Annotated in this window: 26 protein-coding genes; 14 read left to right on the top strand and 12 right to left on the bottom strand. The window is 68.7% G+C overall.

Annotated elements, in window-relative coordinates:
* Positions 1-43 precede the first annotated feature (43 nt).
* The 7 genes from ACQP1O_RS10415 to ACQP1O_RS10445 form a co-directional block, all read right to left on the bottom strand.
* Positions 44-841: an ABC transporter permease subunit gene (locus ACQP1O_RS10415; RefSeq protein ID WP_433565611.1), complete on the bottom strand. Its 798-nt coding sequence runs from the start codon at positions 839-841 to the stop codon at positions 44-46.
* 3 nt (positions 842-844) lie between these two features.
* Positions 845-1,738 carry a 2-aminoethylphosphonate ABC transporter permease subunit gene (locus tag ACQP1O_RS10420; RefSeq protein WP_433565612.1) on the bottom strand — a complete coding sequence of 298 codons (894 nt, stop codon included), beginning with the start codon at positions 1,736-1,738 and terminating at the stop codon, positions 845-847.
* Positions 1,735-1,908: a hypothetical protein gene (locus tag ACQP1O_RS10425; RefSeq protein ID WP_433565613.1), complete on the bottom strand. Its 174-nt coding sequence runs from the start codon at positions 1,906-1,908 to the stop codon at positions 1,735-1,737. The genes ACQP1O_RS10420 and ACQP1O_RS10425 overlap by 4 nt, the downstream gene beginning before the upstream one ends.
* Positions 1,905-3,086: an ABC transporter ATP-binding protein gene (locus ACQP1O_RS10430; RefSeq protein WP_433565614.1), complete on the bottom strand. Its 1,182-nt coding sequence runs from the start codon at positions 3,084-3,086 to the stop codon at positions 1,905-1,907. Before ACQP1O_RS10430 ends, ACQP1O_RS10425 begins: the two co-directional genes overlap by 4 nt.
* Before the next feature lie 41 nt (positions 3,087-3,127).
* Complete coding sequence (locus ACQP1O_RS10435) at positions 3,128-4,192, bottom strand: 2-aminoethylphosphonate ABC transporter substrate-binding protein (RefSeq protein WP_433565615.1); 1,065 nt, start codon at positions 4,190-4,192, stop codon at positions 3,128-3,130.
* Between the two features lie 109 nt (positions 4,193-4,301).
* Positions 4,302-4,988, bottom strand: a complete 687-nt coding sequence (locus tag ACQP1O_RS10440; protein ID WP_433565616.1) for a phosphonatase-like hydrolase — start codon at positions 4,986-4,988, stop codon at positions 4,302-4,304.
* Between the two features lie 44 nt (positions 4,989-5,032).
* A complete protein-coding gene (locus ACQP1O_RS10445; RefSeq protein WP_433565617.1) occupies positions 5,033-6,148 on the bottom strand; it encodes a TIGR03364 family FAD-dependent oxidoreductase in 1,116 nt (371 codons plus the stop codon).
* A 160-nt stretch (positions 6,149-6,308) separates the two neighbouring features.
* On the opposite strand from ACQP1O_RS10445, the gene ACQP1O_RS10450 reads away from it, so the two are divergent.
* Positions 6,309-7,040 carry a GntR family transcriptional regulator gene (locus ACQP1O_RS10450; protein ID WP_433567642.1) on the top strand — a complete coding sequence of 244 codons (732 nt, stop codon included), beginning with the start codon at positions 6,309-6,311 and terminating at the stop codon, positions 7,038-7,040.
* A gap of 6 nt (positions 7,041-7,046) precedes the next feature.
* On the opposite strand, the gene ACQP1O_RS10455 is transcribed toward ACQP1O_RS10450, so the two are convergent.
* Positions 7,047-8,060 carry an LLM class flavin-dependent oxidoreductase gene (locus ACQP1O_RS10455; protein WP_433565618.1) on the bottom strand — a complete coding sequence of 338 codons (1,014 nt, stop codon included), beginning with the start codon at positions 8,058-8,060 and terminating at the stop codon, positions 7,047-7,049.
* Positions 8,061-8,189: 129 nt separating this feature from the next.
* Here ACQP1O_RS10455 and map point away from each other — a divergent pair, with 129 nt between their 5' ends.
* From map to ACQP1O_RS10475, 4 genes are all read left to right on the top strand, one after another.
* Entirely contained in the window at positions 8,190-9,053 is an 864-nt protein-coding gene (gene map / locus ACQP1O_RS10460) for a type I methionyl aminopeptidase (RefSeq protein ID WP_433565619.1), read from the top strand.
* Between the two features lie 8 nt (positions 9,054-9,061).
* Positions 9,062-9,403, top strand: a complete 342-nt coding sequence (locus ACQP1O_RS10465; protein WP_433565620.1) for a hypothetical protein — start codon at positions 9,062-9,064, stop codon at positions 9,401-9,403.
* 154 nt (positions 9,404-9,557) lie between these two features.
* Positions 9,558-11,099 (top strand): cobyric acid synthase, encoded by a 1,542-nt coding sequence (locus tag ACQP1O_RS10470; RefSeq protein WP_433567643.1) that lies wholly within the window; start codon positions 9,558-9,560, stop codon positions 11,097-11,099.
* Positions 11,100-11,165: 66 nt separating this feature from the next.
* Complete coding sequence (locus ACQP1O_RS10475; protein WP_356997882.1) at positions 11,166-11,729, top strand: alpha/beta fold hydrolase; 564 nt, start codon at positions 11,166-11,168, stop codon at positions 11,727-11,729.
* Here ACQP1O_RS10475 and ACQP1O_RS10480 read toward each other — a convergent pair.
* Positions 11,709-12,647 carry an alpha/beta hydrolase gene (locus tag ACQP1O_RS10480; RefSeq protein ID WP_433567644.1) on the bottom strand — a complete coding sequence of 313 codons (939 nt, stop codon included), beginning with the start codon at positions 12,645-12,647 and terminating at the stop codon, positions 11,709-11,711. The genes ACQP1O_RS10475 and ACQP1O_RS10480 overlap by 21 nt on opposite strands.
* A gap of 239 nt (positions 12,648-12,886) precedes the next feature.
* Here ACQP1O_RS10480 and mqo point away from each other — a divergent pair, with 239 nt between their 5' ends.
* From mqo to ACQP1O_RS10520, 8 genes are all read left to right on the top strand, one after another.
* Entirely contained in the window at positions 12,887-14,443 is a 1,557-nt protein-coding gene (gene mqo / locus ACQP1O_RS10485) for a malate dehydrogenase (quinone) (protein ID WP_433565621.1), read from the top strand.
* An 18-nt stretch (positions 14,444-14,461) separates the two neighbouring features.
* Positions 14,462-14,911, top strand: coding sequence for a GNAT family N-acetyltransferase (locus ACQP1O_RS10490; protein WP_354837578.1), 450 nt, complete (start codon positions 14,462-14,464; stop codon positions 14,909-14,911).
* A 141-nt stretch (positions 14,912-15,052) separates the two neighbouring features.
* Positions 15,053-17,179: a magnesium chelatase subunit D family protein gene (locus ACQP1O_RS10495; RefSeq protein WP_433565622.1), complete on the top strand. Its 2,127-nt coding sequence runs from the start codon at positions 15,053-15,055 to the stop codon at positions 17,177-17,179.
* Positions 17,180-17,345: 166 nt separating this feature from the next.
* On the top strand, positions 17,346-17,966 hold the full coding sequence (gene cobO / locus ACQP1O_RS10500) for a cob(I)yrinic acid a,c-diamide adenosyltransferase (protein WP_356997889.1): 621 nt from the start codon (positions 17,346-17,348) through the stop codon (positions 17,964-17,966).
* Positions 17,960-19,345, top strand: coding sequence for a cobyrinate a,c-diamide synthase (locus ACQP1O_RS10505; protein ID WP_433565623.1), 1,386 nt, complete (start codon positions 17,960-17,962; stop codon positions 19,343-19,345). The genes cobO and ACQP1O_RS10505 overlap by 7 nt, the downstream gene beginning before the upstream one ends.
* On the top strand, positions 19,332-19,700 hold the full coding sequence (locus ACQP1O_RS10510; protein WP_433565624.1) for a cobalamin biosynthesis protein: 369 nt from the start codon (positions 19,332-19,334) through the stop codon (positions 19,698-19,700). Before ACQP1O_RS10505 ends, ACQP1O_RS10510 begins: the two co-directional genes overlap by 14 nt.
* Before the next feature lie 75 nt (positions 19,701-19,775).
* Positions 19,776-21,227: a DUF222 domain-containing protein gene (locus ACQP1O_RS10515; protein WP_433565625.1), complete on the top strand. Its 1,452-nt coding sequence runs from the start codon at positions 19,776-19,778 to the stop codon at positions 21,225-21,227.
* A 487-nt stretch (positions 21,228-21,714) separates the two neighbouring features.
* Complete coding sequence (locus ACQP1O_RS10520) at positions 21,715-22,077, top strand: hypothetical protein (RefSeq protein ID WP_433565626.1); 363 nt, start codon at positions 21,715-21,717, stop codon at positions 22,075-22,077.
* Here the strand turns inward: ACQP1O_RS10520 and ACQP1O_RS10525 are convergent.
* The gene (locus ACQP1O_RS10525) at positions 22,056-22,628 is read right to left on the bottom strand and encodes a helix-turn-helix domain-containing protein (RefSeq protein ID WP_433565627.1); all 573 of its coding nucleotides are present in this window, start codon (positions 22,626-22,628) and stop codon (positions 22,056-22,058) included. The genes ACQP1O_RS10520 and ACQP1O_RS10525 overlap by 22 nt on opposite strands.
* A gap of 59 nt (positions 22,629-22,687) precedes the next feature.
* On the opposite strand from ACQP1O_RS10525, the gene ACQP1O_RS10530 reads away from it, so the two are divergent.
* Positions 22,688-23,527 (top strand): alpha/beta fold hydrolase, encoded by an 840-nt coding sequence (locus ACQP1O_RS10530; protein ID WP_433565628.1) that lies wholly within the window; start codon positions 22,688-22,690, stop codon positions 23,525-23,527.
* Between the two features lie 63 nt (positions 23,528-23,590).
* On the opposite strand, the gene ACQP1O_RS10535 is transcribed toward ACQP1O_RS10530, so the two are convergent.
* Positions 23,591-24,703 carry a hypothetical protein gene (locus ACQP1O_RS10535; RefSeq protein WP_433565629.1) on the bottom strand — a complete coding sequence of 371 codons (1,113 nt, stop codon included), beginning with the start codon at positions 24,701-24,703 and terminating at the stop codon, positions 23,591-23,593.
* A gap of 3 nt (positions 24,704-24,706) precedes the next feature.
* Positions 24,707-25,843: a phosphotransferase family protein gene (locus ACQP1O_RS10540; RefSeq protein WP_433565630.1), complete on the bottom strand. Its 1,137-nt coding sequence runs from the start codon at positions 25,841-25,843 to the stop codon at positions 24,707-24,709.
* Between the last annotated feature and the right edge of the window lie 311 nt (positions 25,844-26,154).

A 26,154-nucleotide genomic window follows, 5' to 3' on the forward strand; every position in this document is an offset into this window, starting at 1 on the left:
GGTCAGCGGTGTGGTGCGGTCGACCCGAAGGCTGACCCGGCGGTCAGCGAAGCGCCGCACGACCTTTCAAGCGGCCCAGGATCACCAGGGCGAGGAGGGTGACCAGCACCAGCAGCGTGGTGCTGGCCGCGGCATCGAAGACCGCGCCGCGGTCGGTGGCCGCGAAAATGGCCACCGGCAAGGTTTTCCAGGTCGCGGGATAGACCATGATGGTCGCCCCCAGCTCACCCATGGACAGTGCGATGGCCAGCCCCGCCGCCGCGCCGAGCGCGGGCAGCAGCAACGGCAGGGTGATCCGGAACAGGACCCGCGCCGGCCCGGCGCCGAGCGATTCGGCGGCCTGCCGGTAGCCGGGGTCGAGCCGGTCCAGCGCCGCGGAGACCCCGCTGAAGGCGTACGCCAGCACGAGCACAGTATGCGCCAGGATCACGATCCATTTGGTCCCGCCCAGCAGCAGCGGCCGCTCGTTGAAGGTGATGAGCACACCCAGGCCGATCGCCACCGACGGCACCGCGACCGGCACATGGAACACCGCGTCGGTGATCCGCCGCAGCCACCCGGGCGCCTCCATCGACGCCAGCGGCGCCCAGGTGCCCAGCGTCAACGAGAGCAGTCCCGCCAGCAGCGCGGTCTGCAGGCTCACCGACAGGCTCGCGGACTGCTCGCCCGACAGCGCCCGGGAGAAGTTCGCGAACCCCAGCTGCGAGGGCAGCGGGCCGTTCCAGCGTCCGGCCAGTGCCGCCGCCACCACGGTCGCGATGGGCGCGACGAACACCACGGTGACCACGACCCCGAACACGGCGAGCACCGCGGCCCGCCCGCGCCTGGTCCACACCAGCATGGTTCAGCTCTCCTTCCGCGCACCGGTGAGGCGCGCGAACAGCAGTCGGTATCCGAGGTACAGGCCGAGCGACAGCAGCACCTGCACCGAGGCCAGCACCGCGGCTCCCGGCAGATCGAAGGTGACGATGCCGCGCGTGTAGATCAGCGCGGGCAGCGTGATGACACCCTTGGCCCCGGTGAACAGCACGATGCCGAATTCGTTGAGGGTCAACAGCAGCGTGAGGCTGCCGCCCGCCGCCAGCGCGGGCCACGCCTCCGGCATCACCACCTGCGCCAGCACCCGCCAGGGCGAGGCGCCCAGGCTGGAGGCCACGTCCAGTTGTTCGCGCGGCAGCTGCGCGAACGCGGCCAGCAGCGGCCGCACCACGAACGGCGTGAAGAAGGTGACCTCGGCGAGGATCACACCCCAGGGCGTGCTGAGGAAGTTCACCACCGGCCGCGTACCACCGGTGATCTGGTTGATGAGCGCGTTCACCGCCCCCGCTGTCCCGTACAGGAACGTGAAGGCCAGTGTCACGAGAAAGGACGGCAGTGTCAGCACCGAGTCGATGAGCCGACCCACCAGCTGCGAACCCGGAAACGGCACGAATGCCAGCACGATCGCCAGGAATGTCCCGAGCAGCAGACAGCCGATGGTCGAGCTGACCGCGATGGTCACGGTGCGCATCAGCGCATTCCGGAACGACTCTTCGGCCAGCACCGCCGACCAGGTCCCGACCCCTCGCCCGGACTTGGTCTCGGTCGACTCCAGCAGCACCCGCACGATCGGATACACCGCGATCAGCAGCACCGTCAGCACCGGTGGCAGTGTCCACAGCACCGGCCGCCACGACCGTCCCGGCTCGCGCGTCCCGGGAGCCTCTGCCGCGGAGGGAGATTCGAGCAGCGCGGTCACGACGGCCTCCCGTCCCGCGGCCCGGTCGCCCCGGCGAACAGGCCGGACCCCTCGTCGGCGGCCACCGCGCGCCGTCGCGGCACCGTCCGCCGTTCCTCCCGCAGCGGGCTCGATGTCACTGCGGCGTAGGCGAATTCACCCGTGGCTCGACGGGTCGGGGAGGCGGTCATGCGCGGACCTCGCCGTCGGCGGCGGAGTCGGTGCCGATGCCCGGCGGGATGAGCACCCCGGCCGGGTCGGGGAAGCGCACGCCGATGTGGTCGCCGGGCGCGATCTCGGTGTGGCCCAGGACATCCGCGGTGAGCTCGGCGGGGATGCCCGCCACATCGAGGTGCAACCGGGTCGAAGCGCCCTTCCAGACGCTGGTGATCACGGTGGCGCGCAGCGCATCTCGTTCGGTGAGCGGCACGATGCGCACGGTGTGCGGCCGGACGCACAACTGGGCGTCGGCATTCGGGGCCCAGTCCGGGCGTCCCACACCGGGCGGCGGCGCGTCGGCGCGCAGTGTGTGTTCGCCGACGGTCACCAGCGCCGCGGTGCCGGAGACGTGTTTGACCGCGCAGGCCAGCAGATTCGCGCCGCCCAGGAAGGAGGCGGTGAATTCGGTGGCCGGCTGCTGCCACAGTTTGTGCGCGGTATCGATGTCGACCAGCCGCGCGTCGCGCATGACCGCGATGCGGTCGGCCAGCGCGAGCGCCTCGGCCTGATCGTGGGTCACGTACAGCATCGCCGTGTCCGGCAAGGCCTTTCGCAACTCTTGCAGCTCGCCGAGCATGTTCTGGCGCAGCTGCGCGTCCAGCGCCGCGAGGGGCTCGTCGAGCAGCAGCACCCGGGGGCGGATGGCCAGCGCCCGCGCGATCGCGACGCGCTGCTGCTGCCCACCGGACAGCTCGCGCGGCAGCCGTTTGGCGTAGGCGCCCATGCCGACCATGTCCAGGGCCTCGGTCACCCGGGCTCCGATCTCGCTGCGCGACACGTGATGTGCCTTCAGTCCGAAGGCCACATTGTCGTGCACCCGCATGTGCGGGAACAGTGCGTAGGACTGCACCACCACCCCGATGCCGCGCTTGGCGGGGGAGAGGTCGGTGACGTCGCGGCCGGCCAGCCGCACCGCGCCCGAGGTGGGCCGGACGAACCCGGCCAGCGCCTTGAGCGCGGTGGACTTGCCGGAACCGCTGGGCCCCAGGAGCGCGACCGTTTCCCCCGCGGCCACCCGCAGGTTGAAATCGGCCAGTGCCACAGTGGATTTACGGCCGCGGCCGTAGGTGACTCCGACTCGGTCGAACACGATGGCCGGTTCGTCGGTGGTCGCGCCGGCCACCGTGGATGTCGTCAACGCGGAGGACATGGTTGCTGCTCCTGGGGCTGGTATCGGACTGACGCCGTGCGCTAGCTACCGGTGGCCTTGGTGTAGGCGGCCACGTCGGCGTCGAGGTTGTCGAGCACGGAGGTCCAGTCGGGGTGCAGGACGGTCACGTCCTTGATGGTCGAGGCCGGGGACGGACCGTTGCCGGTGGCCGGGGCGCTCGCCAGATCCGTGCGCGACGGGATGGCGAAGGTGTCGGGCAGCGACTTCTGCACATCGGCCGAGAGCAGGAACTCCATCAGCTTCTTGGCCGCGTCCGAATGCGGCGCGCCCTTGGCCATGCCCATCAGGTAGGGGAGCGAGACGGTCGACTTCTTGCCGTCGGCGGACGCCGGGAAGAAGACGTTGAACTTGGAGCCGTTCTTGACGCTCTGCAGGTTCATCTGCACATCGCCGTTGGCGATGAGGATCTCGCCCTTGTCCACCTTGGCCTGCAGCTTGCCGGTGGAGGAGGACGGGCCGACATTGTTGGCCTGCAGTTTGGACAGGTAGTCGAGCGCGCCCTGCTTGCCCATGAGCTGCTGCAGCAGCACCAGCACCGCGGTGCCGTCACCGGCCTGGCCGGGGGTGGAGTACTGCAGCTTGCCCTGGTAGTCGGGCTTGAGCAGGTCGTCCCAGGTCAGCTTGGCGGCGTCGACCGACGGGTTGGCGATGAAGCACAGGTAGTTGCCCGCCAGGGAAACCCACTTGCCGTTGGCGTCCTTGTCGGCGGCGGCGACCGCGCCGGTGTCCACGCCGCTGGCCTGCAGCAGCCCGGACTTGTCGGCCTTCTGCATGAACGGCGGCAGGGTGACGACGACGTCGGCCTGCGGGTTGGACTGTTCCTTCTCCACCCGGCTGACGACCTCGCCGGAGCCGGCCTCCACCTCGTTGACCGTGATGCCGGTCTGCGCCTTGAACTTCTCGAAGACGGGCTTGTACCAGTCGCCGAGGCCATCGACGGAGTAGACGGTGACCGTCTTGCCGTCCTTCGAGTCGCTGCCGGTGCCGCCGCAGGCGGTCAGGCTGAAGGCGACCGCGGTGGCGGAGGTCAGGATGAGAGCGGTGCGGGCGATGTTGCGTGCGAGGCGGTTGTTCGAAATACGCACGGTGACTGCACTTTCAGTTCAGGGGACGGTCGAGTCGAAGACTGGGTGGAATTGAAGGGATGGGGGTACTCCGCCGCCCGGGCAAGGCGCGCCCGGGCGGCGGAATTCTCTAGCCGCGCTCGGCCAGCAACAGCTGCGCGAATTCGGTGACCGATGGCACCACGTGGGTCGCTCCCGCGGCCCGCAGCTGCTCCTCGGTGTGCGCGCCGGTCAGCGTGCCCGCGACGATGCGCGCGCCCGCGGCCAGGCCGGTGGCGATATCGCTGGACGTATCACCCAGCACCGCAACGCGATCCACGGCGTCGGCCTCCAGCCGCAGCACGGCGGTGAGCACCATGTCGGGGTAGGGGCGGCCGCGCCCGGCGTCGGAGGGGACCAGGGCCAGATCGGCGATGTCGTTCCAGCCCAGCGCTGTCAGCAGCTTGTCCTGGGTCTCGCGGCTGAACCCGGTGGTCAGCGCCACCTTGATGCCCGCCGCCCGGAGCGCCGAAATGGCCTCGGCGGCACCGGGAATCGGGTTCACGCCCGCCTCGGCGAATTCCGCGTAGGCGGCCTCGAAGGCGCGGTTGGCCAGCTGGGCGCGGTCCTCGTCGCCGAGCAGGGTGCGGAAGCACCAGATCTTGGACTGGCCCATGGTGTCCTGCACGAACGTGCGGGCCGCCTCGCGTTCCGGACCCTCGGCGGGCACGCCCGCGGCGGTGATGGCCGCCTCGAACGCCCGCTCGACCAGCCCGTCGTCGGCGACGGTGGTGCCCGCCATATCGAGGACGGCGAGTTCGATCTGCTTGTCGGACACGGTGATTCCTTTGATCGAGGAGGTCTCGGATGATCGAGGAGGTCTCAGAGCGAGAGGAGGTCGGCGGTCTCTTCGCCGAGGGCGGGGCCGAGTGTCATGCCGCGGCCACCCGGACCGGTGACGACCCAGACGTCGTCGGACGCCTGCGCGCGGGTGACGATGGTGCCCGGATCGATGGACTGGCTGTACACGCCCGCCCAGCGCCGCACGATCGGCGGCAGCTTGCGGCCCAGCAGCTCCTCCATCACGCCGGTGAGGTGCTCGTAGGGGGCCTCGTCCACGTCGAAGGTGAACGGCTCGTCGTACTCGTGGGTGTCGCCGATGGTGAGTCCGCCGTGCAGGCGCTGCACGGCCAGCAGCTGCATCTTGTGCTGGGCGGCCGTGAACGGCTGCGCCTCTTCACGATTGAGCCGGTCCAGTTCCGGGCCGGCGAAGGCCGGGTAGTAGCGGAAGCTGTCGCCGTCGGCGATGGCGGTGGTGAGCGGTTCGCCCAGGGGAGCGGTCTGCATCATCTGCAGCCGCACCCGGCGCACCGGAATGTCGCCCACCAGTTCGCGGGTCAGGCCGGTGTGCGCGGCGCCCGGGCAGACCAGCACCAGATCGCCCTCGTGGCGGCGGCCGCGGTCGTCGATCACGGTGGTGCCGGTGACGGCGCGGGCCTCGGTGCCGGCGACGAAGGCGTAGCGTTCACTGGCCTCCATGTAGCGGCGCAGCGCGGGCAGCGCCTGCCGGGACTCCACGGCGGCATCGGTCGAACAGTGCAGGCCCGCAAGGAATTTGCCGCGCAGCGCGGGGTTCAGCGCGCGCACCCGATCGACGTCGAGCAGTTCGAAGCCGCGTTCGGCGGCCGACGGGTGGGCCGCGGCGGCCTCGGCCACCGCGAGCTCGTTCTCCGAGCGCACCAGCGTGAGGGAACCCGCCGGGCGGAAGCCGACGCCGGGGACCTGGCCGCCGATCTCCTCCCACAGCTGCCGCGAGCGCAGGGTGAGCTCCAATTCGTGTGCGCTGCGCCCCGATACCCACACCAGACCGAAGTTGCGCACGGTCGCGCCGCGGGCTTCGACCTCGCGTTCCAGGTGGATGACGTGGTGGCCGCGCCGGATGGCGGCCAGAGCGTGGGCGGTACCGAGGATCCCTCCGCCGATGATGACCAATCGCATGGGAATCATCCTGAGCAATGGTCTAGACCTACGAGTGTTTCGTGTGGAAACGGTAGGTTAATAATTGGTATAGACCAATTCTGTGTAGGCTGGGGCCATGGACACGAGGGAGGCTGCCGGGGTGGGAGACCAGGTGGAGCCAGGCCGTTCGCTGGGCGAAATGCCCGGCGCTGGAACCGATTCCGCGTCGAATGCGCGACTGCCGAAGTCGTACCGCGTGCGCGCCGAACTCGAGGCGCTGCTCAGCGAACTCTCCGAGGGCGACCCGCTGCCCTCGGAACGCGAACTGGCTCTGCGCTGCGGCGTCGCCCGCGAAACCGTGCGTCAGGCCGTGCGAGAACTCTTGGTGGAAGGCCGTATTCGCCGTCAGGGCCGCGGCACGGTGGTCTCACGCCCGAAGATGGTGCAGCCCCTGTCGCTGCGCTCCTACACCGAGGGCGCGATCAAGTTCGGCCGCAAACCCGGGCGTCTGCTCGTCGAATGGACCGATATCCCGGCGGACAAGGACACCGCCCGGGACCTCGCGCTCGAGCCCGGCACGCCGGTCATGCATCTGGAGCGCATCCTGCTCGCCGACGGCGAGCGCATCGGTCTGGAGAGCACCTGGATGCCGCTGGACCGCTTCGCCGTGCTGCGCGAGTTCTACAACCCGGAGACCTCGCTCTACGCCGCCACCCGCGGCATGGGCGTGGTCTACGCGGTCGCCACCGAGCGCATCGAAACCGTCCTCGCCTCACCGCGCGAGGCCGCCCTGCTGGAATGCACGACGGCCCTGCCGATGCTGCTGCTGCACCGCCGCAGCGTGGACGGTGAAGGCGTGCCCATCGAACGCGTGCGCTCGCTCTACCGCGGCGACCGGATCGCCTTCCAGGCCAAGCTCACCGACTACTGACGCCGATCATCCGAGCTGCGGGGCCACCTTTCCGCCCAGCAGCTCGATGGTGTGCAGCACCTTCTCGTGCGGCAGCGTGCCCACGCTGGCGTGCAGCATGAACCGGTCCAGCCCGAGCGTGTCGCGGACGCCGGCGATCTTTTCCGCGACATGGTCCGGCGTGCCCACGAACAGCGAACCGCTCTGCGAGCGCAGCGCATCGAACTGCTGCCGGGTCATCGGACCCCAGCCGCGCTCGCGCCCGATCCCGGACATGGCCCGGGCGTACGGCGCGTAGAAGTCCTCGACGGCTTCCTCGTCGGTGTCGGCGACGTACCCGTGCGCGTGCACCGCCACCGGCTGCGGCTCGTGCCCGCCTTCCTCCAGCGCCCGGTGATACAGATCCACCAGCGGCTTGAACCGCGCCGGCTGCCCGCCGATGATGGCGATGGCCAGCGGCAGGCCCAGAAGCCCCGCGCGCACGACGGATTCGGGGCTGCCGCCCACCGCGATCCATACCGGCAGCGGCCGATTCTCGGTGCGCGGGTAGACGATCGCGTCGGTCAGCGGTGCGCGGAACCTGCCGGACCAGGTGACCGGCTCCTCCTCGCGGATCTTCAGCAGCAGCGCGAGTTTCTCCTCGAAGAGCTCGTCGTAGTCGCTGAGGTCGTACCCGAACAGCGGGAACGATTCGATGAACGACCCACGCCCGGCCATCAATTCGGCCCGCCCGTTCGAAATCCCGTCCAGCGTCGAGAAGTCCTGGAAGGCCCGCACCGGGTCGGCGGAGCTCAGCACGGTCACCGCGCTGGTGAGCTGGATCCGTTCGGTGCGAGACGCGATGGCCGCCAGCACGACGGCCGGCGAGGACGCGGCGAAGTCCTTGCGGTGATGCTCGCCGACGCCGTAGACGTCCAGCCCGGCCTGCTCGGTGGCCACTGCCTCCTCGACCACCTGCCGCAACCGCTCGCCCGCGGTCGGCACCGGCCCGTCGCCGCCGACGGGATGAGTTTCCGCGAATGTCGTCAGTCCCAGTTCCACGGCCGGAACCCCTCTCGAGTCTTGTTTCCAAGTCAACCGAGAGCATAAACGGACCACGGTCCGGAAGAATTCCCCCGTACCCCGGACCTGGGGATCTCGCGATCCGGACCGGCAGATAGTCTGGTACCCATGTCTGTGCGCACCCGCAAGCCCCTCGTTCCCGGCACGCAGTCGCCCATTCGCGAGGTCCCGAATAACATCGAGCGACCCGAGTATGTCTGGAAGAAGACCGCCAAGGAGGGGCACGAGCCCTGGGTGCAGACCCCGGAGACCATCGAGAAGATGCGGATCGCGGGCAAGATCGCGGCCCAGGCCCTGGAAGAGGCCGGCAAGGCCGTCGCGCCCGGCGTCACCACCGATGAGCTCGACCGGATCGCGCACGAGTACATGCTCGACCACGGTGCGTACCCGTCGACCCTGGGCTACAAGGGATTTCCCAAGTCCTGCTGCACCTCGCTGAACGAGGTCATCTGCCACGGCATCCCGGACTCGACCGTGATCGAGGACGGCGACATCGTCAATATCGACGTGACCGCCTTCATCGACGGCGTGCACGGCGACACCAACAAGACCTTCCTCGCCGGTGATGTGGACGAGGAGGTGCGCCTGCTGGTCGAGCGGACCGAGGAGGCCACCATGCGGGCCATCAAGGCGGTCAAGCCCGGCCGCGCGCTCAATGTCATCGGCCGCGTCATCGAGGCCTACGCGAACCGTTTCGGCTACGGCGTGGTCCGCGACTTCACCGGCCACGGCGTCGGCCCGACCTTCCACTCCGGCCTGGTCATCCTGCACTACGACCAGCCCGCCGTGGAGTCGGTCATCGAGCCGGGCATGACCTTCACCATCGAGCCCATGATCAACCTGGGCGGCATCGACTACGAGATCTGGGACGACGGCTGGACCGTGGTCACCAAGGACCGCAAGTGGACCGCCCAGTTCGAGCACACCCTCGTCGTCACCGACGACGGCGCCGAGATCCTCACGCTCCCGTGAGAGTCGCGATGCCCCAGCGGGGTACCAGAACTCGGGCGATCGGCTCCCGCGGCCCGCGGCGGCAGAATTCGCGGGTCCTCCCGCCCAACCCCCGCGACGAGGGCCTGGGCGCGCTCCGCGCCACCATGCGACGCCACGTCGAACTCGCCGCGGGACGGCAGGTGCCGGAAGCGGACGACGTCCTCGGCGAGCAGCCCGGCGTCGAAGTGACCAGCGGCGCGGACACCGAAGCGGACGACGGCCGCGACGTCTACACGAGCCGGGACGCCTACACGAGTAGCGGCCGCGACTCGTACAGCAGCCGGGACGCCTACACCAGCGGTGCGCGAGCGGGGAACAGCCCGCGGTGACGGGTGCGCCGCCGGTCGCTGATGCCGCCTCGCATGTCGGGAAAGGCGTTGTGGTGGCTGGGTTTTGCCGCCTGCTCACGCGGCGGGGAGCGCGGAAGGGATCCGGCGACTCCATCCTCGCCCGCAGCTGCCCGGAGAGCGCTGGATGGCAGGGGTGAAGGGCGCTCTGCTGGTGGCGGGCACCACCTCCGACGCGGGAAAGAGCGTTGTGGTTGCGGGGCTCTGCCGCATGCTGGCGCGGCGCGGGGTGCGGGTCGCACCGTTCAAGGCGCAGAACATGTCGAACAACTCCGTCGTCACCTTGGACGGCGGGGAGATCGGCCGGGCGCAGGCGCTACAGGCCCGGGCGTGCGGGCTGGAGCCGAGCGTGCGGTTCAACCCGGTGCTGTTGAAGCCGGGGAGTGACCGGCGCTCGCAACTCGTGGTGCGGGGCAAGGCCGTCGATACCGTCGGAGCGAAGGACTACTTCCGCCATCGCCGGCAGCTGCGGGCGATCGTTGCCGAGGAATTGGCTTCGCTGCGAGCCGAATTCGATGTGGTGATCTGTGAGGGCGCCGGATCGCCCGCCGAGATCAACCTGCGGGCAACGGATCTGGCGAACATGGGATTGGCGCGGGCCGCGGAGCTGCCGGTGCTGCTGGTCGGGGACATCGATCGCGGAGGTGTGCTGGCGCACCTGTTCGGGACCGTCGCGATCCTGGAACCCGAAGACCAGCACCTGATTTCCGGGTTCGTCATCAACAAGTTCCGTGGCGACGTGGACCTGCTGCGGCCCGGGCTGGACCAGCTCATCGAGCTCACCGGCCGCCCCACCCTCGGCGTCATCCCGTTCGCCGAGGACCTCTGGATCGATGCCGAGGACTCCCTGGGCACCGTCGCGGACGCACCGGTGGGCCGCTCCAGGCCGCCGCTGGGCGGAGACTGGCTGACCGTGGCCGCCATCCGGCTGCCACGCATCTCCAACTCCACCGATGTCGAGGCCCTGGCCTGCGAACCGGGCGTCGCCGTCCGCTGGGTGAGTGACCCGTCCCGGCTGGCCGGCGCCGACCTGGTGGTCGTTCCGGGCAGCAAGTCCACCGTGAGCGATCTGGAGTGGTTGCGCCGCACCGGAATCGGTGATGCCCTCACCGCCCGCGCGGCCGCGGGCGCCCCCATCCTCGGCATCTGCGGCGGCTACCAGATGCTGGCCCGCACCATCGTCGACCCGGTCGAATCCGCTGCGGGCACCGTCCCCGGCCTGGGCCTGCTGGACCTGGAGATCGAATTCGCCGACCCCAAGGTGCTGCGCCGTTCCAGCGGCCGTGTCCCGAATCATGGTGTGCCGGGCCGCGACAGCGATCTCCCGGTGCACGGCTATGAGATCCACCACGGCCGCGTCACCCGGCAGGGCGACGACCCATGGTTCGAACTCGACGGCGCTCCCGAAGGGAGTGTGCGCGAGGCGATCTGGGGTACCCATCTGCACGGAGCCCTGGAGTCGGACGAGTTTCGCCGCGCCTGGCTGCGGGTGGTCGCCGCGCGGGCGCGTCGCACCGATTTCGTTGTCTCCGACTCCGTTTCGGTCGCCGAGGTGCGTTCCGCCCAGCTGGATCTGCTGGCGGACCTCATGGAGAAGCACCTCGACCAGGACGCCCTCGAACAGCTCATCACCGCTGGTGCGCCCACGGATCTCCCGATTCTGACCGTAAATAAGTGACCGGCGTCACAATAATCCGCCAGACTCGCGTTCGGCTCCTCCGGCGCTCCTGTAGCGTGATCGAACATGGAATCTCGGCGGATCACGGTCGGTGACCGCGAGTGGGCGGTGCGAGTCGGCGGACCCGAAACCAGGCACCACGTCCTGCTGCTACCCGATGCGGGCGATCCGGCCGACATTTACGACCAGGTCTGTGCACGGTTGCAGACCTCGGACCTGCACACCATCGCGATCGAATCGATCGACGGCCTCGACGCCACCACCGTTTTCGCCATCCTCGACCAGCTGAAGGTCCCGTGGGCCAACCTGGTCGGCAGCGGCGCGGGCGCGGACCTGGCCTGGCAACTGGCCGCCCGCGGCTTCGGCCGCTTCATGAGCCTCATCGTGGCCGGCGGCGGTCACCCGGCCGCGCCGGGCGCGGACGGCGCCGTCAAGGACCCTTCCTGCCCGCCGGTGGAGATCCCCACCACCCTGCTGGCCACCAAGCGCCTGCCGCGCCCGGTAGCCGAGGGTTCCAGCCGGTTCGTCTACGGCGAATTCCGGCTGGTCCCCATGGATGTCACCGATGTGGCCGCCGAAGCGGGCCACGAGCTGGCCACCGAAGTGGTGCTACGCACCAGCTTCTGGTGAGTCGGCCAGCCACTTCAGCCAGGAATCCAGCTCCCAGAACGCCTGGGAGCGCGGCGTCTCCGACGACAGGAACACGTCGTGCCGCGCACCCTCGATGGGCACGATATTGGTGCGCTCGCCCAGGCAGCCCGACCAGCGCTGGATCTGCTTGACGTCGAGTACCAGATCCGCCAGTTCGGCGGCGGGCCCGTACTTGCTCATGAACTTGGTGGCCTTCGACCGCAGGATCAGCGCGGGCACACCGATGTCCAGGCCCTTGTGCAGCCGGAGCTGACCGCGGCGAATGGCCCGCAGCCAGCCGGCGTGAACCGCGTAGCCGCTCAACGGTTTCCAGTCCAGGTTGTAATCCCACTCGCCGGAGACGCTGTGGTGCAGGCTGTCACCGTACGCGGTGGAGACACCGAGTGGCAGCTTCGCGAACCCCCGCAACCGGCCCAGGCCCTCCAGCAGCGGCGTGCCCACCGAGCGGTAGTAGCCGGGTCCCTGCAGGTCGAACCAGGGGCTGTTGAGCACCAGGCCCGTGATGCCCCGCGCGCGAGCGCCGCCGGTGGCCTGCAATCGATTCAGCCACAGCGAGGTCACCAGGCCACCGGTGGAGTGCGCCATGATCAGCACCGGCAGTTCGGTCTCCTCACGGATGACCTGCAGCGACCGGTTCAGCTCCGTGTCGTAGAGCGCCAGGTCGCTCACGTAGTGCGGGGTCTGGCCGGCCCGCTGCGAGCGCCCGCATTTGCGCAGATCCAGCGCGTAGAAGGCGTAGCCCTGGGCGGCCAGGTGCTGGGCCAGGTGCTCCTGGAAGAAGTAGTCGGTGAACCCGTGCACGTACAGCACGGCCCGGGTGGCGACCGGGGCGTCGGCCGGGGCGTAACGGACCAGGGTGGCGACCACGTCGCCCTCACCGTCCGGATCCGGACCCATCGGGATGGTCAGCTGCTGATAGTCGGCACCCAGCACATCGGGCTGCCAGGCGGTGGTCAACGACGTGGTGGATGACGTTTCGGAGGTCACACGCCCAACATAGACCGCGTCCCGACGATGTCCATTTGGGAGGGATCTCTCACATTCGGGGATTTCGAAGCAGGATTCGGGAATGGTCAGGGGCAGAATTGAGTCCAAGTGAACGACGGGTAACCTAACCCCCACCTGGTGACCCACAAATGACAAGGAAGTCGATCAACGCCGTGTCGAACGCTGCCACGATTGAAAAGACCGATGTAGTACTCATCGGTGCCGGCATCATGAGTGCCACCCTCGGTGCCTTGCTTCGACAGGTGCAGCCGGACTGGTCGATCACCGTCTTCGAACGCCTGGAGGCCGCGGCCGCCGAGAGCAGCGACCCTTGGAACAACGCCGGCACGGGCCACTCCGCCCTGTGCGAGCTGAACTACACGCCGCAGAACGCCGACGGCTCGGTGGAGATCACCAAGGCCATCGACATCAACGAGCGCTTCCAGGTCTCGCGCCAGTTCTGGTCCTACTCGGTCGAGAACGGCGTGCTCGCCAACCCGTCGAACTTCATCAACCCCATCCCGCACGTGAGCTTCACCCACGGCCCGGACGGCGTGGAGTACCTGCGCAAGCGCCACGAGGCGCTGTCCAAGCACCCGCTGTTCGAGGGCATGGAATTCATCGACGACGCAGCCGAATTCAGCCGTCGCCTGCCCCTGATGGCCAAGGGCCGCGACTTCTCCGACCCGGTCGCCCTGAACTGGACGGACTCGGGCACCGATATCGACTTCGGTGAGCTCACCAAGGAACTGCTGGCCTACCTGGGTGCGTCCGGCGCGGACATCGCCTTCGGCCACGACGTGCTGAACCTGACCAAGCAGTCCGACGGCTCCTGGCTGGTCAAGGTGCGCAACCTGCGCAGCAACAAGGTGCGGGTCATCAATGCCAAATTCGTGTTCGTGGGCGCGGGCGGCGGCGCGCTGCCGCTGCTGCAGAAGTCGGGCATCAAGGAGATCCGCGGCTTCGGAGGCTTCCCGGTGTCGGGCCTGTTCCTGCGCTGCACCAACCCGGACCTGATCGCCCAGCACGAGGCCAAGGTGTACGGCCAGGCGTCGGTCGGCGCGCCGCCGATGTCGGTGCCGCACTTGGACACTCGCGTCATCAACGGTGAGAAGGGCCTGCTGTTCGGCCCCTACGCCGGCTGGACGCCGAAGTTCCTCAAGGACGGCAAGCTGACCGACCTCATCAAGTCGGTCAAGCCGAACAACCTGTTCTCCATGCTGGGCGTGGGCGTCACGGAGATGGGCCTGGTCAACTACCTGGTCTCCGAGCTGCTCAAGTCGCAGAACGGCCGCATCGGCGCCATGGAGGAGTTCATCCCGCGCGCCGACAGCGACGACTGGGAGCTGATCATCGCAGGTCAGCGCGTGCAGATGATCCGCCGCAAGGGCATCGGCGGCGTGCTGGAGCTGGGCACCGCGGTCGTCTCGGCCGAGGACGGCACCATCGCCGGTCTGCTCGGCGCGTCCCCCGGCGCGTCCACCTGTGTGAGCGCCATGCTGGATGTCATGAAGAAGTGCTTCCCGCGCGAATTCTCCACGTGGGAGCCGAAACTCAAGGAAATGGTGCCGTCGCTGGGCGTCAAGCTCTCCGAGAACCAGGCCCTGTACCGCGAGGTCTGGGACTGGTCCACCAAGGCTCTGCAGCTGGATTCGGTGGAATCGGACAACACGCCCACACCCGTCGGTGTCGCTTCTCACGCCTAGATGTGATAGCAAGACGCGATGATGTCAACGGTTGCTCTCAAACGGTCGTGGTCCCAAGACCTGGACACCGCGACGCTGTACAAGCTGTTGAAACTTCGCGTCGAGGTGTTCGTCGTCGAGCAGAAGTGCGCGTACCCGGAACTGGACGGGTTCGACCTGCTGCCGGAAACCCGGCACTTCTGGCTCGACGATGAGGGCGAGGTCATCTGCACCCTGCGCCTCATGGAGGAGCACGACGAGGGCGTGAAGTCCTTCCGCATCGGCCGCCTCTGCACCACCCCCGAGGCCCGCGGCCACGGCTACACCACCCGCCTGCTGCAGGCCGCCCTGGCCGAGGCCGGCTCGGCGACCGTCCGCCTGAATGCTCAGACCTACCTGCTCGACATGTACACCAAGCACGGCTTCAAGCCCGACGGCGAGGAGTACATCGAAGACGGCATTCCGCACATCCCGATGCGCCGCGGCTGACCCCGCACCCACCGAACAACCCCGCGCCCGCTGTGAAACCCACAGCGGGCGCGGCTGTTTCATCCAGTGGCCCGGGTCGGCCGGCGCGACCGGGAAGGGGTGCTCGGGGTGGGGGACGGTGGCGCGCTTAGAGTTGGGGTCGTGTCCATTTCTCCTGTGGCTTACTCCGAGAGTGTTCGTGCGGCCGGTGATGAGGCCGGGTTTCCGTTCTCCGCGGTGGTGGGGCAGGAGCGGTTGCAGCTGGCGCTGATCCTGTGCGCGGTGCATCCGGGGATCGGCGGGGTGCTGGTGCGCGGGGAGAAGGGCACCGCGAAATCGACCGTGGTGCGGGCACTGGCGCAGTTGCTGCCGCCGGTGGTGGACGAGTCCGGGGCGCGGCCCGCGCGCCTGGTGGAGCTGCCGGTGGGCGCCACCGAGGACCGGGTGGTCGGGTCGCTGGATCTGGAGCGGGTGCTGCGGGACGGGGAGCAGGCGTTCAAGCCGGGGCTGCTGGCCGCCGCACATCACGGCGTGCTCTACGTCGACGAGGTGAATCTGCTGCACGACCATCTGGTGGATGTGCTGCTCGACGCGGCTGCCATGGGGCGGGTGCACATCGAGCGCGATGGTGTCTCGCACACACATCCGGCGCGATTCGTCCTGGTGGGCACCATGAATCCGGAGGAGGGCGAGCTGCGGCCGCAGCTGCTGGACCGGTTCGGGCTCACCGTGGACGTGGTCGCCTCCCGGGATGTGGACGTGCGGATGGCCGTCGTGCGCCGCCGCCTGGACTACGAGGCGGACCCCGGCGCCTTCGCCGGCCGCTATGCCGCCGCGGATCGTGAAGTCGCCGAACGCATTCTGACCGCCCGCGACAAGCTCGCCGACGTCGGTCTCGACAATGTCGAGCTGCGCCGCATCGCCGCCCTGTGCGCGAGCTTCGATGTCGACGGCATGCGCGCCGACCTGGTGGTGGCGCGCACCGCGACGGCCCATGCGGCCTGGCGCGGAGCGACCGCGGTCACCGAGTCCGATGTGCGCGTGGCCGCCGAACTGGCGCTGCCGCACCGCCGTCGCCGTGATCCCTTCGACGAACCCGGCATCAGCGAGGAGCAGCTCGACGATGCCATGCGGAACGCGGCCGAGGAAGCGGCCCGCGCCGAGGAGGACGACAGCCTGGGAAAAGGTGAAGCGGTCCCGCCGAACAACGGTGCGGGACCGCAGGATCCGGTGGACGGGGCCGAGGATTCCGGCCTGAACCCGGAACACACCGATTTACCTGGCGTCGAACCGGACTCGCACGATGGCGGTCCTGGGTCGTGCGATGGCTCGGACCCTTTGCCGAGTGACTCCGATTCCCCGGGTAGCGGCCCGGATCTCTCTGGGGGAGGCCAGAATCCACCGGGTGACCCGCGCCCGGACGACGATCGGAGGGACCGGAACGACCCGGCCGGCCGTCCCGGACGTGAGGGCCGTGTCGCCGCCCCCACCGCCGCGCTGCCCAAGCCCCCGCGCTGGGAGGTCCCCGGCGTCGGCGAGGGCGCGCCCGGCCGCCGCTCCCGTGCCCGTACCCGCCAGGGCCGCGTCGTGCGCACCACGGACGACACCTCCACCGGCCTGCACCTGCTGGGCACCATCTTCGCCGCGGCCCCGCGCCAGTTCGAGCGTGGCCGCCTGTCGGGCCCCCTCGCCTTCGCCCCCGACGACCTGCGGGGCGCGTATCGCGAAGGCCGCGAAGGCAACCTGGTCGTCTTCGTCGTCGACACCTCCGGCTCCATGGCCGCCCGCGACCGTCTCGCCGCCGTCACCAACGCGGTGGTGGCGCTGCTCCGCGACGCCTACCAGCGCCGCGACAAGGTCGCCGTCATCACCATGCGCGGCCAGGACGCGGAGCTGGTCCTCCCGCCCACCTCGTCGGTCGACATCGCCGTCCGCCGCCTCGCCGACCTCCGCACCGGCGGCAAAACCCCACTCGCGCACGGCCTCCTGAAGGCCCGCGACCTCATCCGCCGCGAACGCACCCGAGACCCCCACCGCCGCCCCCTCCTCGTCCTCCTCACCGACGGCCGGGCCACCGGCGGCACCGACCCGCTGCCGCGCGCCCGAACCGCCGCCCGCATGCTCGCCGACGACGCCGTCACCGCCATGGTCATCGACTGCGAACGCGGCATGATCCGCCTGAACCTCGCCCGCGACATAGCCACCGCCCTCCGCGCCGGTTACCTCCAATTGACCGCCCTCACCGGCGATTCCGTGGCCGGCATCATCCGCGCCACCCGAGCCGCCTGACCACCCACCCGTTCCTCCGCCGCCGGTTGCGGCCGGTGGACCAACCGCGAGGCCATGACCACAACCGGTGACCGGTCGTCGCGCTGGACCGGGGCGCGGATCGGCGTGCCGGGTGCGTATGGCACCGTGATTCACCGACGAGTCGGTGTGGAAGGAGCTGGAGACGATGCCGAAGGGTGTGCCGCTGCCGGAGAGCATTCCGGATGACGGGCTGACGACGCGGCAGCGTCGGAATCTGCCTGTGCTCGCGGTGCACACCGGGCCCGGGAAGGGGAAGTCGACGGCGGCATTCGGGATGGCGCTGCGGGCCTGGAATCAGGGGTTCGATGTCGCGGTGTTCCAGTTCGTGAAGAGCGCGAAGTGGAAGGTGGGGGAGGAGGCCGCGTTCCGGACGCTCGGGAAGCTGCACGACGAGACCGGGGTCGGTGGGGCCGTGGAGTGGCACAAGATGGGGGAGGGCTGGTCGTGGACGCGGAAGCAGGGGTCCGATGAGGATCATGCGGCCGCGGCGCTGGCGGGATGGCAGGAGATTCGCCGCCGCCTGGAGGCTGAGCAGCATCGGTTCTATGTGCTGGACGAGTTCACCTACCCGCTCAAGTGGGGCTGGGTCGACGTGGACGAGGTCGTCGAGACGCTGCGCAACCGGCCGGGCAACCAGCACGTGGTGATCACCGGCCGCGACGCACCGCAGGCGCTGATCGAGGCCGCGGACCTGGTCACCGAGATGACCAAGGTGAAGCACCCGATGGACGCGGGCCGCAAGGGCCAGCGCGGCATCGAATGGTGAACACGCCCGCGGTCGTCATCGCCGCGCCCGCGTCGGGAAGCGGGAAGACAACCGTCGCCACCGGTTTGATCGGGGCACTGCGCCGGGCCGGGCACCGGGTCGCGCCGTTCAAGGTGGGCCCGGACTACATCGACCCGGGATATCACGGGCTGGCGGCCGGACGGCCCGGGCGGAACCTGGATCCGGTGCTGGTCGGGGCCGACCGCGTGGTGCCGTTGTACCGGCACGGGAGCCAGGGCTGCGATCTGGCGGTCGTCGAGGGCGTCATGGGCCTGTTCGACGGACGCATCGACGAGCACCACACCGAACCCGTCGCCGAGGGCTCGACCGCCCAGATCGCCGCCATGCTGGGCGCGCCGGTCATCCTGGTGGTCGACGCGCGCGGGCACAGCCAGAGCCTGGCGGCCCTGCTGCACGGATTCGCGACCTACGACAGCGGAATCCGGCTCGGCGGAGTGATTCTCAACCGGGTCGGCAGCGAACGCCACGAGCAGGTGCTGCGTGCGGCCTGCGCCCGCGTCGGGCTGCCGGTACTGGGCGCACTGCCGCGACTGGCCGAATTGGCGGTGCCGTCACGGCATCTCGGCCTGATTCCGGCGGTGGAGCACGGCTCGGCGGCCCAGGCCGCCGTGGATGCCATGACGGATCTCGTTGCGGCACATATCGATCTCGCGGCGGTGGCCGCCTTGGCCGCGTCGAGCGCACAGGGGCAGGACTGGGATCCCGCCGCCGAGGTGACGGCGGCGGAATCCGGGCCGGTGGTGGCGATGGCGGGCGGACCGGCCTTCACCTTCGGGTACGCCGAACATCGCGAGCTGCTGGCGGCGGCGGGCGCTCAGGTGCGAGTCTTCGACCCGCTGCGCGACGAATTGCCGTCCGGTGCAGCCGGGCTGGTTCTTCCGGGCGGCTTCCCCGAAGAGCACGCAGCCGAACTCGCCGCCAACACGGGCCTGCTCGCCGCCATCGCCGAACAGGCCGGCCGCGGTCTCCCGATCCACGCCGAATGCGCGGGCCTGCTCTACCTGACCCGCACCCTCGACGGCCACCGAATGGCCGGGGTCATCGACGCCGACGCCGAATTCGGCCCGCGCCTCACCCTCGGCTACCGGGATGCGGTGGCGCTCACCGATACTCCGCTCTGGAGCGCGGGCGAACGCGTGCGCGGCCACGAATTCCACCGCACCCACCTGGTCACCCCCGGGTCCGCCGCCGCTGCCTGGGCCTGGCGCGCTCCCTCCGGAGAGACCGTCCGCGAGGGCGCGGCAGTGCATCGCGTCCACGCGTCCTACCTGCACACCCACCCCGCCGGCAATCCGACGGCTGTCGGCCGATTCGTCACCACCGCCGCTGATTTCGCCCGCACCCATGCCCCGGCCTGAATTGGCTGTCGGGGTCGGACTACGCCCTGGAACGACCGCCGACGCCATCCTGGTCGCGATTCGGAACGCGGTCGGCGACAGGGCGATTCGCTGCTTGGCGACCGTCGAGCGGCGCATCGCAGAGCCGGGGATCAGGTCGGCTGCCGACCAGCTGGGCATTGAGCTGGTGGGATTCACGCTCACGGAGTTGGGGGCCGTTTCCGTACCCAATCCGTCGGAGCGGGTCGCGCTCGCTGTGGGGAGCGCGAGCGTTGCCGAGGCGGCTGCTGTGCTGGCCAGCGATGGCGGGAATTTGGTTATCGCCAAAACTGTTTTCGCTGAGGTCGTTATCGCTGCGGCAGAAGTAAATTCGTAGTCATAAATGTGAAAAGGTAAGGGATACTGGACATTTCGGGTTCCTGACATCTCCAATCGGCGGTAAAATCAAAGCATGAATTCGACGGGGGTGACACTCAACGCATGCGGTATCGCCGAATTGGCGGCCGCTGTCGAAACCCTGTCGGCTTCTGTCCTGCACGGCAGCCTGAACCGGTTCTCCGACGGTGATGTCGTGGAATTGATGCAGCGCCTGGAAACCTGCAAACGGCAACTGTCCGCGCTGGATTCACGCCTGATCATCGAAGCCTGTAATCGCTCGCTGCCCGAAGGCAGTGGGGCCAAGGATGTGGTGCCGTTCCTGCGGCAGACGTTGGGATTGTCGAGGTACGACGCGTCGGTGCGAGTGAAGATCACCCGCCAGTGCGGAGAATTCTTCGAACCCACCGGACACCTGCGCCCAGCGACGTTGGCCAAGACCGCTGAAGCCTATGAGACGGGCGATATCTCGCGTGATCATGTCCGCAACATCGTCGATGTCATGAACCACCTGCCCGCCGATATCCCCGCCGGGACGCGCGCCGAGGCCGAGGACATCCTGGTCGGCCATTCCCGTATCGGGTGGCCCGACGATCTGCCCAAGATCGGTCGCGACATCCTCGCTCGTGTCGACCCGGACGGCAAGGTCGTCTCCGACGCCGACCGCCGTCGCAAGCGCGGAATCATGCTGTGCCGACCCGGCATCGATGGCATGTCCTGGATCGAGGGCTGGATCACCCCCGAACTGCGGGCCCTGCTCGATGCCGTCTTCGCCAAGTTCGCGCGTCCGGGCATGTGCAACATCGAAGACCCCGAAAGCCCCACCGCGACTGGCGGTGTCGTTGATTCGAAGGTGTTGGAGGCCGCCGCCCGTCGCGACCGTCGCGATGCCGGTCAGCGCACCCACGACGCCTTGTTCGCGTTGCTGCAGCCCGGCGTCGACCCCGCCAAGCTCGGCTCCCACCGGGGTCTGCCGGTACAGGCCATCCTCACCATGAACCTCGCCGACCTCGAGCGCGGGGCCGGAGTCGCAACCACCGCCTCCGGCGGCCACGTCTCGATCAACGAGGCATTGAAGCTGGCCGAGGGCACCCGCCCGGTGCTGGCCGTCCTCGACGCCAACGGGCTGCCGCTGTACCTGGGTCGCTGCGAGCGCCTGGCCACTCCCGCCCAGCGGTTGGCGTTGATCGCCCGCGACAAGGGCTGCACCCGACCAGGATGTGATGCGCCCGCGTCGATGTGCGCGGTCCACCACGTCACCGACTGGGCCACAGGCGGACCCACCGATCTGACCAACCTGACCTTGGCATGTGATCACTGTCATGCGCTGGTCAACGATAGTGCCGACGGTTGGAAAACCGTGGTCATGGGCAAGGATTCCCCCTATCGGGGGCGGACCGGGTGGATTGCCCCGAAACGTCTCGACCCCACGGGCACCCCACACGTGAACGACAGACATCACGTCGGGCAGTGGGTCGCGGCTGCCATCGATTTCAGTTGCCGGAGGTGGGGTTCACGGGCGGCGTGATTCCCGGCTGCTCGTGTGCTGCTGGTGTGGGCAGGGACGGGGAGGTGTGGTTGCGTCGCCTGCCCTGCCGGACTTGGGCTGACGCCGAGTTCGGGAGCCGTCTCCCGCCGATCCCGGCCCACGGACTGCACGCATCACCTTCTACAGACACACCCACCGCAAACTCCCCGCTGATCCCCGAACCCCAACGCCCACAGTGACATTCCTGCCACCGCCACTGCCTCCGCGACCACCGCCGCCACTGCCACTGCCACTGCTTCGCCGATCCCAACCGCCACCGCCGCCACCACGACGCCGACAACCACGATGTGCCGACCCCAACCCCGTGATCTGAAGGATTACCTCCTGCAGCAACCCCACATGCGGCTTCAAAGGCGAGGGGGCTGGTAGGTGCAGGCGCGGACGTCAGCCCGGCCCCTCCCTTCTCCAGGCATCTTTGATCCTTTGGTCTTTTGTCTTTTGCGTTTTGTTCTTTATCTTTTGCCTTGTGGCCTATCCCACCCTGGTACCCGACGGCTGGCGCACCTTCCTTATATGGTGGCGTTTCTGGGGCACCGTGGGCCTCTGCGCCACAGCTTTCCTGTCCTTCCTCATCATCAGAGACCTGGACGGCATCCCAGAGTTCTGCGGCTGGCGGCACCCTTGCCCACCTCAGATCATCCTGGGCCTGGGCGCATTCCCTCTGTACACCTGGGCAGCCGGTGGAGCCGTCTCCTGGCTGCTCGGTCGCATAGCCCTACGCCACGGCTGGCGTCCGACCTGGGGAATCGCGATCGGTGCCCTGATCTTCATCGCAGGCTTCCTACTCAGCCTCTACATGGTCGCCAACTACTGGTGGCCCTCCACCTGACCGCTCCCTCGGCTGTCTGAGGGAGACCCGTCGCCGGGAAAGAGAATCGGGCTGAGGAGGTATGGTCTGCGGCCCGGCCCCGGCTTGTTCGCAACCAGTGGAGCGACGAGCTCGCGAAGTCCGGTGAGCATGGTGGCGAGCTCTTCCGGACTCAACCACAGCGTCCCCTGCCGATAGCTCACCGAATCGGCGTACGGTTCGGCATCCGGCCGGTCCAGGTAGGCGTTGAACTCGGCGATCAAAACGGCCATGGCAGCGGCGAATCCGGCGCGATGATCGTCGACCGTCATCGCTTTCCCGGCTTCGGGTGCGATGGTGCGCCGGTCGGCCCGCAGCCGATACGACCGCTCGACCGCGCCTCGCACGCGCCGCTCGTCGCCGATCTCGAGCATGCCGCCGTCCACGAGCAGCCCGAGCTGGCGGTAGATGCTGGTTCGTGGCACGTCGGGCAGCCGATCACACAGCTCGCTCGCGTTGCGCAGTTGCCCGCCGGACAGGGCGTGCACGATGCGCAGTCGCACCGGATGGAGTAGCAGCTCAGTGGGATCCATGGTCCAACTATCCCATTTCTGGTACCGTTCCCAAAGTTGGGATCGTTAGGGAGGTGGTCATGATGCGGAACATGGCGGGGAAACGACTGTCATTGCACGGCAACGAGATCTACGTCGAAGAGTCCGGTTCCGGCGACACCGCGGTGGTGTTCGAGTCCGGTGCGGGCGCCGGCCGCACGCTGTGGGATGCGGTGGTGCCGCTGCTGGGGGATGTCGCGACAACCGTCGCCTACGACCGGGCCGGCCGCGGACGCAGCGGTCGTGCCGAGCCACCGCAGCGCATCGACGACATGGCGGACACCCTCGTCGCCCTGATCGAGGCGCTGGCGCCGAACCGCGTGATCCTGGTGGCGCACAGCATGGGTGGCCTGATCGTGCGTCGTGCCGCCGATAAGCTGGCGCCGAGCCTGGCGGGGCTGGTGCTGATCGACCCGACGCCGGAGACGGCGCCGAACTACGACGACTGGGCACCGACGGCGCGCAAGACCGATCGAATTCTCGCGGTGCAGCAGTTCCTCGCCCGCAGCCGCCCGCTCATGCGCGTGCTGACCCGCTCCTACGGCCGCATGTTCGCCCCCGCCACCTACGACACCATGCTGCGCGAGGATTTCACTCCCGCCGGCCTCACGCATACCCGGCACGAAATCCGGGCCGTCGCGTCCGCGATCACCGAATTCCGCAGCAGGCCACCGGAATTGCCCACGTGCGACGTCACTCTGATCACCTCGTCGCGAGCGAACCGGCTGCAGTCCCGGAATCACGACATCATCCGTGAATACCAACGCCGCTACGGCGAGTCCGTCGGCGCGCACATCGAGGACGCGGATTCCGAACACATCGTGCCGGCCGAGCGACCCGAGCAGGTCGCCGCCGCGGTCCGGCGGCTACTGGGCGGCTGAGACCCACACGCCGCAGCCCCCGCCGGGTGGTTGGATACCGGCGAGGGCTGCGGCTGTGCGCGATCAGGGTGCGACAGAACCCCAATCGGCGAATCCGGTCGGATCGTGGCGACCCATGGTGCCGTGCTCGAACAGTCCCCAGCCCTCGGCGTCGCCGCAGCGCGCCTTGCCGACGTGATCGATGACGCCGAACGGAATGCGTCCGGCAATGGCCGGGTCGGTCAGGTCGTAGAGCTTGCTCTCGGACCAGCCGCGGCCCTTCCATTGGCCGTGCTGCCAATCGGGGTCGCCGCCATAGCCGCAACCGACATTGAGGGCCATGAAGGTTCCGGCCTCGACCTCGACCTCGAGCGGCTTGCCGTCGGGCGTGGTGAGATCCAGGCGCACCCGCGTCGGGATGCGCGTGCCGGACTTGTACGTCAGATGCACACGGGGCCAGCCCAGTTGCTCGACTCGCCCGTCCTTCCAGATCCGGGTGGCGTCGTTGAGCGTGCGGAACCCGTTGGGCTCCTCCTGCACGATGACGATGATGGAGAACTCGTCGAACAGCAGCGGCACGTACAGCCACCAGAAGCCTTCGGACGGTTCGGCCGCCAACCGGCCGGGGTGATCGGATTCGCCGACCGGGCGGATCCCCCAGGAGCGGTCGCGGGTGCCGCACCATGCGGACGGGTCAACGCTGATATCCGTGCCGTCGACATGCAGTGTGCCCGACCAGGTTCCGACCTGGGCGAAGCGCTGCGCGTCGATGATGGGCCGGTGCACGCCGGTGAGGATGGTGTGCGGCTGCTCGGCCATGGCCGGGAAGGAACCCTCCCAGGTCAGGTCGAAGGACAGGTCCTCGTGTTCGCAGAGCACGCGGATCTTCTGCAGCGGTTCGGCGATCTCGATCCGGTAGCCGCCGACCTTGGGCTCGAGGCTGCGCTCGGCCAGGGCGTCGGAGAACCGCACGGCCCGTTGGGTGTCGCCGCGGCGCACGGTCGCGAACGCGTCGGTCACGCCCAGGTTCGGGTACACGCCGAAACCGGTGACCAGGAAGGTGTCACTGCCGGTGTCGAGGGCGTTGAAGTAGTTGCGGTCGTAGAAGTTCCGATCGCTGGTCCCGACCCGCGACATGGACAGCGGGGTCTGATGGATCGGATATTCGTCGAGCGAGTTGATCTGATTCTGCGTCATCTCTCAATCCCACGAGTAGGTGCCGTCGAGCATGGCTTCCAGCAGATGCCGGTGCATCACGTAGTCGTCGCGATCGTCGTTGTCGGCTGCCTCACCGAAGTGGATCATCCGCCGCCGGATGCGGGCCATCACGATGCCGTGCCGCAGCGCGGCGTACATGAGGTACCAGTCCAGGTCGCGCACGGCGTGCCCGCTGGCCTCCTCGTAGAGCTTCTCCACATCGGAACGCCGCATGTAGTCGGCCAGGCCCGGCTGGTCGAACCGCGTGGCGATATCCTGGAAGAACCGGTGGATGAGAATCGTCCAGGCCACGTCGAGTTCCCGCGGGCCGATGGCGGCCATCTCCCAGTCCAGTACCGCGACCGGATCGAAATCGTCGAACATGACATTGCCCGGCCGGGCGTCGCCCCAGCTCAGCACGTCGGATCCGGTATCGGTGGGGAAGTTCTCCTCGAGCCAGTCGAAGGTGCGCTCCAGCAGCGGGATTCGGAAGCCGTCGCGGGCGAGCGCCCAGTCGTACCACGCCCGCTGGGCCTCGAAGTGCCGCCGCAGCGCCGAGCCCTCGCCCGCCAGCATCGGGAACCGCTGCTCCGGATCGGGAATCGAGTGCACCCTGGCGATGATCTCGATGGTCCGGCGGGTCACCTGATAGCGCTGCTCCGGGGTGGCCTCGTGCAGCCAGCCGACGAACACGTACGGCGGATTGTCCTCGGGCACACGACCGTTCACGCGTCGCATGACGAAGAACGGTGCGCCGAGCACATTGTCGGAGCCGGTTTCCAGCCAGCACAGCGGCGGCACCGGCAGGTCGGTGGCCTCGGCGACACCGGCCATGACCGCGAACTGCGTTGCCAGGTCGTAGTTCTCGAATACCGGGAAGGAACTCTGATCGGGCGCGAGCCGCGCCACGAAGGATCCGCCGGCCGCCTGCCCCTGCTCGGTCCACTCGGCGTCGAAGAGCAGCGTGGTGCTGGACATGCCGCCGGCCTGCGGCCGGGTGATCGAGGTGACCTGCGGCGGCTCGTCGGCCTCGACCTTGGTCCCGAGCCACTGCGCGAGTTCGGTCGCGAGTTCGTCGAGGTTCTGGTCGGAGACGGTGAGTTCCATCCGCTGGTTGGGATCGGCGTGGGCCGAAGTCATGGGGTCCTCCCTGCGCGGGTGTAGCGGAGTGCCTGGGGCTACCGGATGCGGCCGAGTCGCCGCTGTGGTAAGTCCGGTCGGCACGTTGGGTGAAATGTAACGCGTTCTAAATAGCTCCGGAAGGGGATCGGCGAGACCCGTTTCACCAGTACCGGTGAACGGGATGTGGCTTGGTCGCCGCGTCGTGGTCGTGCTGACACGTACTCCTCGAGAAGTAGTTCCTATCAGGCATATTCCGGGTCGGCTCAGGGTGATTCCGGAAGCGTGCGGGCCGCCGGACCGCCTACCGTCGAAGCTTCCGAATGGAAGCG

The sequence above is a fragment of the Nocardia sp. CA-151230 genome, from assembly GCF_050942175.1.
GTDB lineage: Bacteria > Actinomycetota > Actinomycetes > Mycobacteriales > Mycobacteriaceae > Nocardia.